At 52.1% G+C, this 9,705-nt stretch carries 10 protein-coding genes and 1 tRNA gene; 4 read left to right on the forward strand and 7 right to left on the reverse strand.

Going from position 1 to position 9,705, the window contains the following annotated elements; genetic code table 11:
- Window positions 1–282: 282 nt before the first annotated feature.
- A tRNA-Asp gene (locus tag D5066_RS05555) sits at window positions 283–359 on the reverse strand.
- Window positions 360–491: 132 nt separating this feature from the next.
- Window positions 492–1,223, reverse strand: coding sequence for a DNA polymerase III subunit epsilon (gene dnaQ / locus D5066_RS05560; RefSeq protein ID WP_080328133.1), 732 nt, complete (start codon window positions 1,221–1,223; stop codon window positions 492–494).
- A gap of 64 nt (window positions 1,224–1,287) precedes the next feature.
- Between dnaQ and rnhA the strand changes: the two genes are divergently transcribed.
- The gene (gene rnhA, locus D5066_RS05565; RefSeq protein WP_010426635.1) at window positions 1,288–1,755 is read left to right on the forward strand and encodes a ribonuclease HI; all 468 of its coding nucleotides are present in this window, start codon (window positions 1,288–1,290) and stop codon (window positions 1,753–1,755) included.
- Here rnhA and D5066_RS05570 read toward each other — a convergent pair whose 3' ends face one another.
- A complete protein-coding gene (locus D5066_RS05570) occupies window positions 1,756–2,472 on the reverse strand; it encodes a class I SAM-dependent methyltransferase (RefSeq protein WP_119915321.1) in 717 nt (238 codons plus the stop codon).
- A gap of 32 nt (window positions 2,473–2,504) precedes the next feature.
- Here D5066_RS05570 and gloB point away from each other — a divergent pair, with 32 nt between their 5' ends.
- Together gloB and mltD are read left to right on the forward strand one after the other, a co-directional pair.
- A complete protein-coding gene (gene gloB, locus D5066_RS05575; RefSeq protein WP_119915307.1) occupies window positions 2,505–3,263 on the forward strand; it encodes a hydroxyacylglutathione hydrolase in 759 nt (252 codons plus the stop codon).
- A gap of 68 nt (window positions 3,264–3,331) precedes the next feature.
- The gene (gene mltD, locus D5066_RS05580) at window positions 3,332–4,696 is read left to right on the forward strand and encodes a murein transglycosylase D (protein WP_080328135.1); all 1,365 of its coding nucleotides are present in this window, start codon (window positions 3,332–3,334) and stop codon (window positions 4,694–4,696) included.
- A 52-nt stretch (window positions 4,697–4,748) separates the two neighbouring features.
- Here mltD and D5066_RS05585 read toward each other — a convergent pair whose 3' ends face one another.
- The 3 genes from D5066_RS05585 to D5066_RS05595 all read right to left on the reverse strand — a co-directional run bounded on the left by D5066_RS05585 (window position 4,749) and on the right by D5066_RS05595 (window position 7,710).
- Window positions 4,749–5,522: a class I SAM-dependent methyltransferase gene (locus tag D5066_RS05585; RefSeq protein WP_119915308.1), complete on the reverse strand. Its 774-nt coding sequence runs from the start codon at window positions 5,520–5,522 to the stop codon at window positions 4,749–4,751.
- A gap of 75 nt (window positions 5,523–5,597) precedes the next feature.
- Window positions 5,598–6,398, reverse strand: coding sequence for an endonuclease/exonuclease/phosphatase family protein (locus D5066_RS05590; RefSeq protein WP_047347395.1), 801 nt, complete (start codon window positions 6,396–6,398; stop codon window positions 5,598–5,600).
- Window positions 6,399–6,534: 136 nt separating this feature from the next.
- The gene (locus D5066_RS05595; RefSeq protein WP_119915309.1) at window positions 6,535–7,710 is read right to left on the reverse strand and encodes an MFS transporter; all 1,176 of its coding nucleotides are present in this window, start codon (window positions 7,708–7,710) and stop codon (window positions 6,535–6,537) included.
- A gap of 104 nt (window positions 7,711–7,814) precedes the next feature.
- Between D5066_RS05595 and yafC the strand changes: the two genes are divergently transcribed.
- Window positions 7,815–8,720 (forward strand): DNA-binding transcriptional regulator YafC, encoded by a 906-nt coding sequence (gene yafC, locus D5066_RS05600; RefSeq protein ID WP_080328138.1) that lies wholly within the window; start codon window positions 7,815–7,817, stop codon window positions 8,718–8,720.
- 28 nt (window positions 8,721–8,748) lie between these two features.
- Here yafC and dkgB read toward each other — a convergent pair whose 3' ends face one another.
- Entirely contained in the window at window positions 8,749–9,552 is an 804-nt protein-coding gene (gene dkgB, locus D5066_RS05605; RefSeq protein ID WP_119915310.1) for a 2,5-didehydrogluconate reductase DkgB, read from the reverse strand.
- Window positions 9,553–9,705 lie beyond the last annotated feature (153 nt).

Raw genomic sequence — 9,705 nt, forward strand, 5'->3', positions numbered from 1 at the left:
AACCAATACGTTATTGGTTCATGAACTTTTATGAACAAGACGGGTAAGCGAATGATTTCCCGATAATTATTTTTACAACTGGAAACAACCTGACGGGCTACGCAAAGATGACGAGACGAAAGAATGCACAGAGTTAGTGCAAATAACGCACTAAAGTTGTGCAAATGTTAAATAATTGCACCACATAAATTAACTTTTTGTTAATAAAAAGAAGAGAAAAATGAAGAGGAGAGCTGAAACGACGAAGGCCTGAATCATTTCTGATTCAGGCCTTCTGAATAGTGGCGGAACGGACGGGACTCGAACCCGCGACCCCCTGCGTGACAGGCAGGTATTCTAACCGACTGAACTACCGCTCCACTGTTCCCGTTTGGGGAACGAGGCGCATATTACGGTGTGCCTCGGATCTCGTCAACGCTTTTTCTCATGTTTTGAATCGTTTGCTGCAAAAATCGCCCAACAGATGATTTTACAGGCATTCCGGCGTTTTTTCAGGCACGCCACATACAGCTTCCGCCCTTCTTCTGCACAAGGTCGAGGCGGGATTCGTGATCAAGTAACTCTGCATCGCTGGCTAAAACAACCCGCAAGCGGCTTGCCTGACGAACAACGCGCTGAATTCCCGCTTCGCCCTGCGTCTGCTGCGACTCATTTTCCATGCTGAACTTCATTGAAGTCTGTCCGCCGGTCATCGCCAGATAAACGTCAGCCAGGATCTGGGCATCGAGCAGTGCCCCGTGCAGCGTTCGCTTGGTGTTATCTATTTCATAACGTGAACAGAGCGCATCGAGGCTGTTACGCTTGCCGGGAAACATCTTCCTCGCCAGCGCCAGACTATCGGTCACTTTGCAAAAGGTGTTTGTTTTCGGAATATCGCGATGGAGCTTACTAAACTCATAGTCCATAAAGCCGATATCGAACGAGGCGTTATGAATGATGAGCTCGGCGCCTGTGATGTATTCCAGAAACTCGTCTGCCACCTCGGCAAAGGTCGGTTTGTCCAGCAAGAACTCATCGGCAATACCGTGAACGCCGAACGCTTCTGGATCCACCAGCCGATCGGGTTTGAGGTACACGTGGAAGTTGTTCCCCGTGAGACGACGGTTCACCACTTCAACGGCACCGATCTCAATGATCTTATGCCCTTCGTAGTGCGCGCCGATCTGGTTCATACCGGTGGTTTCGGTATCGAGGACAATCTGGCGAGTAATTGCAGTGCTCATAGCGGTCATTTATGTCAGACTTATCGTTTAACTGAACGTTTCGAATACAGGAAGTCTACCAGAGATGCGTAAACAGGTAGAGATTTTCACCGATGGATCTTGTCTCGGCAACCCGGGGCCTGGCGGCTATGGCGCGATTATGCGCTATCGCCAGCACGAAAAAACTTTTAGCGAAGGCTATTTTCTGACCACCAATAACCGGATGGAGTTAATGGCGGCCATTGTGGCGCTGGAAGCCTTGAAAGAACACTGCGACGTGGTGCTCAGTACCGACAGTCAGTACGTGCGCCAGGGCATAACCCAGTGGATCCATAACTGGAAAAAACGCGGCTGGAAAACGGCTGATAAGAAGCCAGTTAAAAATGTCGACCTCTGGAAGCGTCTGGATGCGGCATTAGGTCAGCACCAAATTAAATGGGAATGGGTAAAAGGCCACGCCGGTCACCCTGAAAACGAACGCTGCGACGAACTGGCGCGCGCGGCGGCCTCAAACCCGGCCCATGAGGATGCAGGCTATCAGCCTGAATCCTGATCAGGGTTTTTTATACTGCCGCGTTGCGCCTACGGTCTGCCGAAGGGGGGTTTTCGATTTACTCTGCTTCATCGGGTTAAGCGTAAGGGGGATGGTTCGCTTACGCGCGACGATAAATTGCATGCAGCCTAAGGCAGGCAAATGCGTACTTAACACTACGCCCCCCTGCCGCGCCCACGGCAGCACCTGAAAGCCGCCGTAGCTGAGCACTTCAAAATTCAGCAGTGAAAGCCAGTCAAGCTGACGCATCATGGTGAACATCCGGCTGTTGTAGGGTGGCGTACGGCGCAGGACAGGCACCAGCTTACGCAGCCCCATCAGGCTAAGCGGATTGAATCCGCTGAGTATCAGCCAGCCGTCATCAATCAGCACGCGATCGGCTTCACGCAGCATACGGTGAGGATCGCTGCACCAGGGCAGCGTGTGCGCAAGTAGACACGCATCAACGGATTTTTCCGCAAACGGCAGATGCAAGGGGTCCGCCTTCACCTGAACCGGCGAACCGCCGAGAGAAACATTGACCTGATGGGAGATAGCGCAGCTTTCGGTATTGATTTCCGCGCTGAGATTGCCAATCTTAAGCAGGTGAAAGCCATACATTTTCGCGAGCCAGGGCTTCAGCTGTTGTTCTAACGCCTCGCGATAGTATTCGCCCCAGGGCAATTCCGCCCAACGTTCCGGTGCTATGACAGTCTGAGGTATCCTTGCCGGTTTCATCAAAACACCCGCCACGCTATAAGAGGTAATGTATGAATCTTATCAATATTCCTGCTTTTGAGGACAATTACATCTGGGTTTTGGTCGATGACGAACGTCGATGCGTCATTGTCGATCCCGGAGAATCCGCCCCTGTACTGCGCGCAATAGAAGAGAATGGCTGGCAGCCAGAAGCCATTCTGTTAACGCATCATCATAACGATCACACAGGCGGTGTGCCGGAACTGCGCGCCCATTTTCCGCATCTTGTGGTTTACGGACCGGCTGAAACACAAGATAAGGGAACCACGCAAGTAGTCGAAGAAGGCGAAAATATCCTCATCCGCGAGTGGGAGTTTTCCGTATTTGCCACACCAGGTCACACTTTGGGACATCTGTGTTTCTACAGCAAACCTTATCTTTTTTGTGGCGACACGCTCTTCTCGGGCGGCTGCGGAAGACTTTTTGAAGGTACGCCAGAACAGATGTATCAGTCTTTACAAAAGATTAACGCTCTACCGGATGATACCCTTATTTGTTGCGCACATGAGTATACATTAGGGAATATGAAGTTTGCCGTAAGCCTCTTACCTGAGGATCGGGCGATTCAGGATTATTATCACAAAGTGAAGGAGTTACGTGCAAAAAACCAAAATACACTGCCCGTTATTCTGAAAAATGAGCGTCAAATTAATTTATTTTTACGAACTGATGATATTGATTTAATTAACAAAATTAACCAAGAAACAAATTTGCAACAACCAGAACAGCGATTTGCATGGTTACGGTCAAAGAAAGATAACTTCAGATAAATGCGGGTTGCCTTTTCAAAATTTCGCCGTTATCATCGCTCGTCTTTTAAGCAACTATTGACACACACATGAAGGCAAAAGCGATATTACTCGCCTCTGTCCTGCTTGTAGGTTGCCAGTCGCAGAACGGCAGCAACGTACAACAGCACGCACAGAGCCTTTCTGCAGCTGGTCAAGGGGAAGCAGGGAAGTTTACGAGTCAGGCGCGATGGTTGGACGATGGGACATCTTTCGCGCAGGAGCAAGACTTGTGGACCTCTATTGGCGACGAGCTAAAGATGGGAATTCCGGAAAACAGCCGGATTCGCGAACAGAAACAGAAGTATTTAAGAAATAAGAGCTATCTCCACGATGTAACGTTACGGGCAGAGCCGTATATGTACTGGATAGCCGGGCAAGTTAAAAAACGTAACATGCCTATGGAGCTGGTACTCCTACCCATAGTGGAGAGCGCTTTTGACCCACACGCGACGTCTGGCGCCAATGCCGCAGGCATTTGGCAGATCATTCCGAGCACCGGGCGAAACTATGGTCTGAAACAGACCCGCAACTATGATGCGCGTCGCGATGTTGTCGCTTCAACGACAGCCGCTCTCGACATGATGCAACGTCTGAACAAGATGTTTGACGGTGACTGGCTGTTAACGGTCGCAGCGTATAATAGCGGCGAAGGTCGTGTACTGAAGGCAATGAAAGCGAATAAAGCACGGGGTAAATCCACCGATTTTTGGTCGCTCTCACTGCCACAGGAAACAAAGATTTACGTACCGAAGATGCTGGCATTGAGCGATATTCTCAAGAACAGCAAGCGTTACGGTGTACAACTGCCAACACCAGACGAAAGTCGTGCACTGGCGCGCGTTCGCCTCAGCAATCCGGTTGATATTCAACAGGTCGCTGATATGACGGGTATGTCGGTAAGTAAATTGAAAACCTTTAATGCAGGCGTTAAAGGCTCGACGCTGGGGGCAAGCGGCCCGCAGTACGTAATGGTTCCGCAGAAGCATGCTGAGCAGTTACGTGAGTCTTTAGCATCGGGTGAGATTGCCGCCGTTCAGTCAACGCTGATCGCGGATGCTTCCTCCGTAAACAGCCGCAGCTATAAGGTACGTTCAGGTGATACGCTTTCAGGCATTGCCTCACGCCTTGGCGTGACGGCGAAAGATCTGCAGCAGTGGAATAATCTGCGCAGCTCCGGCCTGAAAGTGGGTCAGACACTGACGGTGGGTGCAGGTAACAGCGCACAGCGTCTCGCCAGCAACAGCGATAGCATTACCTATCGCGTGCGCAAAGGCGATTCACTGTCCAGTATCGCAAAACGGCACGGCGTGAACATCAAAGATGTGATGCGCTGGAATAATGATACTGACAATCTGAAACCGGGCGACCAGCTGACGCTGTTTGTGAAGAACAGCGCCACGCCAGACTCCTGATAACACGATCGAAAGATAAAAAGGCACCGATTCCCCTCGGTGCCTTTTTTATTTATCCCGCCTTTTGTGCTTCAGCCATGATGGTATCGCTGGTAAATGAGCCATCGGCCTGCAGTTCAAAGTACGCCTTCACCTCTGCGGACGCACTTTCCTGGTAGAGCCTGATCGCCTGGCTTAACGCCTCCGGGGTACGCATACGCGCGATCCACGAGCCGAACTCCAGCGGTAAACGGTCTGTTATTAACGAGCGCGCAATCAGCCCGGCTTCAGTGATAAACGATAACCACTCCCCGCTGGCGTAGTTTTGCACGTGCGAGGTATCGCGCAGCGCTTCGACCGTCTGCAGCCAGATATTACGCACCGGATGCCCGGGAGACATCACATCCATAATGATGAAGGTGCCACCCGGCTTGAGAACTCGTCTGACTTCGCGCAATGCCTGGCCAACATCATGCCAGTGGTGTGCGGAATAACGGCTGATCGCGACATCAAACGACGCATCATTAAACGGTAAAGACTCCGCATAGCCCTGCCGCGTATCAATGTTGTTCAGCCCTTTCGCTTTCGCCGCCTCAGCAACGACGTCCAGCATCTGGCTCGATAAATCATACGCGGTAACGTGGGCTACCTGCTGCGCAGCCGTAAAGCTCGCGTGCCCTGCCCCACAGCCCAAATCCAGCACGTGCGCCTGTGGAAATGCCGCCAGACGTTCACCGAGACGCACCAGATCGCGGCCTGAGGCATGCACGGCGCTGCTCAGATAAGCACTTGCCTGAGAACCAAACTGTTTTTCTACGTTGTCATGATGGGAGTGTGTTGTTGTCATCGTACTGTCCTTTGTTGGTTAAAATAAAAGGGCAGCACCCGCGCAGGCCTGCCCCACGGCAGACCTGACACACCATTATTTATCAGGTTTGCCGGGACTGAATTCAACTAGTAGAGGATTGTGATCGGAGGCGCGCGTCACCAGAACAGAAGCGTCGTGCACGCTCAAACCACGATAGAAGACAAAATCGAGAGGACGACCAAAGGCTTTTTTGCGCTGATCATCGTTAAAACGAACTTCACGCAGCGACATTTCGCGCGCAAAACGATACAGCGCATTCATGCGCGGACGGCTCCAGGCGTTGAAATCGCCAGCCATGATGATGGGCCCGCTGTGATGCGCAATCTGATCGCCAATTGGAAGTAACTGCTTACTATACACATCCACACCGAGGCTAAAGTTTACCGCGTGGATATTGACGACCATCAGCATTCGGGTATCCGGCAGCGGATAGACCGTCACCAGCGCTGATTTCGCCAGACGCAGGATAGGCTCGCGCTCGCGGAGCGGGCAACAGTAGACCGGATGGGCAGCAGAAAGCGTCATCACGCCAGAGGGATGTTGCGGCAGGACAAATGCCGGTACCTGGTCGGCGGCAAGATAGTTCGTGGTGGCAAACCGGACCAGTTCAGGGGTAGTTTGCGCTTCCTGGAGCAGAACCAGATGGGCATCTTTTCCAAAATTTTTGAGTACCGATAACCATTCCGCGCGCTGCTGCTTGAAGATATTCCAGACCAGTACCCGAATTTTTTCATCGCTGCTTAACGGTGTGCCGGCGGGTAATGCCTGGCTTATGCTCGCAAACGACCCCGGAGGTAAGATCCTCTCCGCAGGCATTCCGGCAACATAACGCATGGCATAGGTATTTTTTCGCACTTTTGGAAACAGCCCCTGTAACATGAACCAGCCCGGAAAACGGACTGGTTCTAATGTTATAGGGACTTTAGGTCACACTTTCAACGCAATTTCTGAGAAACCGTTTTCCAGTTTTGTAAGCAAGCACTTACTGATGTTATCCCAGCGCTACGCGGGCTGGCTTATCCAGACGTCCACTCAGGCCAATCAGCAGGAATGCCACCAGGACAATCACCGCCCCAATCCATGGGGTCTGGGTTAATCCGAAGTGTTCGACGGTTTGTCCACCAATGATGGAGCCCAGCGCGATACCAATATTGAAAGCCGCAATATTCAGACCAGAAGCCACATCCACCGCATTTGGCGTATAAAGCTCGGCTTTTTGTACAACGTAGACCTGAAGCCCGGGCACATTACCAAAAGCAAAGATCCCCATGACCAGCACCGTGACCAGTGCGGCGTAGTGTATCGAAGCGGTAAACTGGAAAATCATCAGCAGGACAACCAGCGCGGCGAAGATGAATTTCAGCGCCGGTACCGCACCATGCTTATCTGCAAGTTTTCCGCCCCAGATATTGCCAATAGCAACGGAAATACCATACCCCAGCAAAATCCAGCTCACGGCGTTCGGGGAGAAACCCGCCAGGTCCTGCATCATCGGCGCCAGGAAGGTGAAGGCGGTGAATACGCCACCATAGCCCAGGGCAGTGACCGCGTAGATGATCAGCAAACGCGGATGAGTGAGTACCTTCAGCTGATCGCTCAGGCTGGCGCTCGCCCGGCCTGGAATATGCGAGGGTACCAGCAGCAGGCTAGCCACGAGAGCAATAACGCCCAGTAAGGAGACGGCCAGGAACGTTTCACGCCAGCCGAAATGCTGTCCGATAAACGTTCCCAACGGCACACCCGTCACAAGGGCGACGGTCAATCCACCGAACATGATTGCGATAGTTGAGGCTGCTTTCTCTTTGGGCACCAGGCTGGTTGCGATGGTGGAACCAATCGAGAAGAACACGCCGTGCGCCAGGCCAGTCAGCAGGCGGGCAATCACAAGGGTGGTATAGTCCGGTGCCTGCCAGGCCAGAATATTGCCGGCGGTGAACAACACCATCAGCGCAACTAACAGTTGCTTACGCGGAAAACGTCCGGTCAGGGCCGTCAGCACCGGTGCGCCGACGGCGACGCCCAGAGCGTAGATGGACACCAGCAGCCCGGCGGAGGGCAACGAGATCGCAAGCTGGTTCGCAATAGTGGGAACCAGCCCCACGATAACAAATTCGGTCGTGCCAATTGCAAAGGCACTGATCGTCAGGGCAAGTAACGCCAGTGGCATAAAATACTCCGTATCATCAGGATTAAGATGACAGGCAGTATGCGCCAGTGCTTAAATAACAAAAATGGTCAAAATATCAATAGAATTTTGCGGGTGGTGCAACAATGAAAGCAACGTCGGAAGAGCTAACAATCTTTGTCGCCGTCGTCGAAAGCGGCAGCTTTAGCCGCGCAGCCGAACAGCTGGGACAGGCTAACTCGGCCATCAGCCGCTCGGTGAAAAAGCTGGAGATGAAGCTTGGGGTGAGCCTGCTCAACCGAACGACGCGACAGCTGAGCCTGACGGAAGAAGGAGAGCGTTATTTTCGCCGCGTGCAGTCGGTGCTGCAGGAGATGGCCGCAGCGGAGACGGAGATTATGGAAAGCCGCAGCACGCCGCGCGGGTTGCTGCGTATTGATGCGGCCACGCCGGTTGTGCTTCACTTTCTGATGCCGCTGATTAAACCTTTTCGCGAACGTTATCCGGAGATGACGCTCTCTCTGGTCTCATCAGAAACGTTTATCAACCTCATCGAGCGGAAAGTGGATGTGGCAATCAGGGCGGGAACACTGACGGATTCCAGCCTACGTGCCCGGCCGCTGTTTGCCAGCTACCGCAAAATTATCGCGTCGCCACAGTATATTGCTGAACATGGTAAACCGGAGACGGTAGAAGAGTTAAAGCAGCATCTGTGTCTGGGCTTTACGGAACCTGTGTCGCTGAACACCTGGCCTGTTGCCTGTCATGATGGTCAGCTCCATGAAATTACCTGTGGATTATCCTCTAACAGCGGAGAGACGCTGAAACAGCTATGTCTGGAAGGGAACGGTATCGCCTGTTTATCGGACTATATGATTGATAAGGAGATAGCGCGGGGCGAACTGGTGGAGCTGATGGCCGATAAGCGTCTGCCGGTAGAGATGCCTTTTAGCGCGGTGTATTACAGCGACAGAGCGGTGAGTACGCGTATACGCGCCTTTATCGACTTCCTGAGTGAACATATAAAAACAGCTCCCGAAGGAGCTGTGTGAGGGTTCTGGGTACAGAGGGAGGGTCTTATTAATCCCAGTTCGGCGCTAAACCTTCCGGGCTCACCAGGCGATCGTTGCACTCCAGCGCTGCGATCGCTTTTTTATCCTCTTCATCCAGCTGGAGATCCAGCGCCAACAGGTTGCTGGCCAGGTTTTCGCGCTTGGTTGAGGACGGGATCACGGCATAACCTTCACCCATTGCCCATGACAGAATGACCTGCGCAGCAGTCGCGTTATGTTTCTCTGCGATGCGGATAATCACTTCGTCTTTCAGAGCCTTACCGTAAGCGAGCGTCATGTATGAGGTGATGTGGATCCCGTGCTGTTTTGCCCAGTCCACGACGTTGCGGTTTTGCAGATATGGAGACAGCTCAATCTGGTTGGTCGCAATATTCTCAGCGCCAACAGCGGCAATCGCTTTTTCCATCAGCGGGATGGTGAAGTTGGAAATACCAATTTCACGGGTCAGGCCCTGCTTTTTCGCTTCCAGCAGTGCCTGCATGAATTCTTCCACAGAAACGGCATCGTTCGGTGATGGCCAGTGGATCAGCGTCAGATCGACGTAGTCAGTACGCAGTTTTTTCAGGCTCCCTTTCAGGCTAGGGATAAGCTTGTCTTTGCTGAGATTCTCAATCCAGATTTTCGTGGTGATGAACAATTCATTACGCGGTACACCACTCTCTTCGAGAGCTTGTCCAACGGCAGCTTCATTTTCATAGATCTGTGCCGTATCAATTGCGCGATAGCCAAGTTCAAGAGCGGTTTTAACAGATGCGATAACAACGTCGTCTTTCAGGCGGAAAGTGCCCAGACCAAATGCAGGGAGAGTCATAATATTCCTCAATCGTTATGTTCGTAAACTGAGGAGGATTATCGCTGGCTCTGTTATAGAGAAAAAGATCGCAAAACGCAGAGGATTTTTGCTAATTTCGCAATAATGAGACGACAGATAAGAAAAAAAGCCCTGAGCGTTAACTCAGGGCTT

The sequence above is a fragment of the Enterobacter chuandaensis genome, from assembly GCF_003594915.1.
GTDB lineage: Bacteria > Pseudomonadota > Gammaproteobacteria > Enterobacterales > Enterobacteriaceae > Enterobacter > Enterobacter chuandaensis.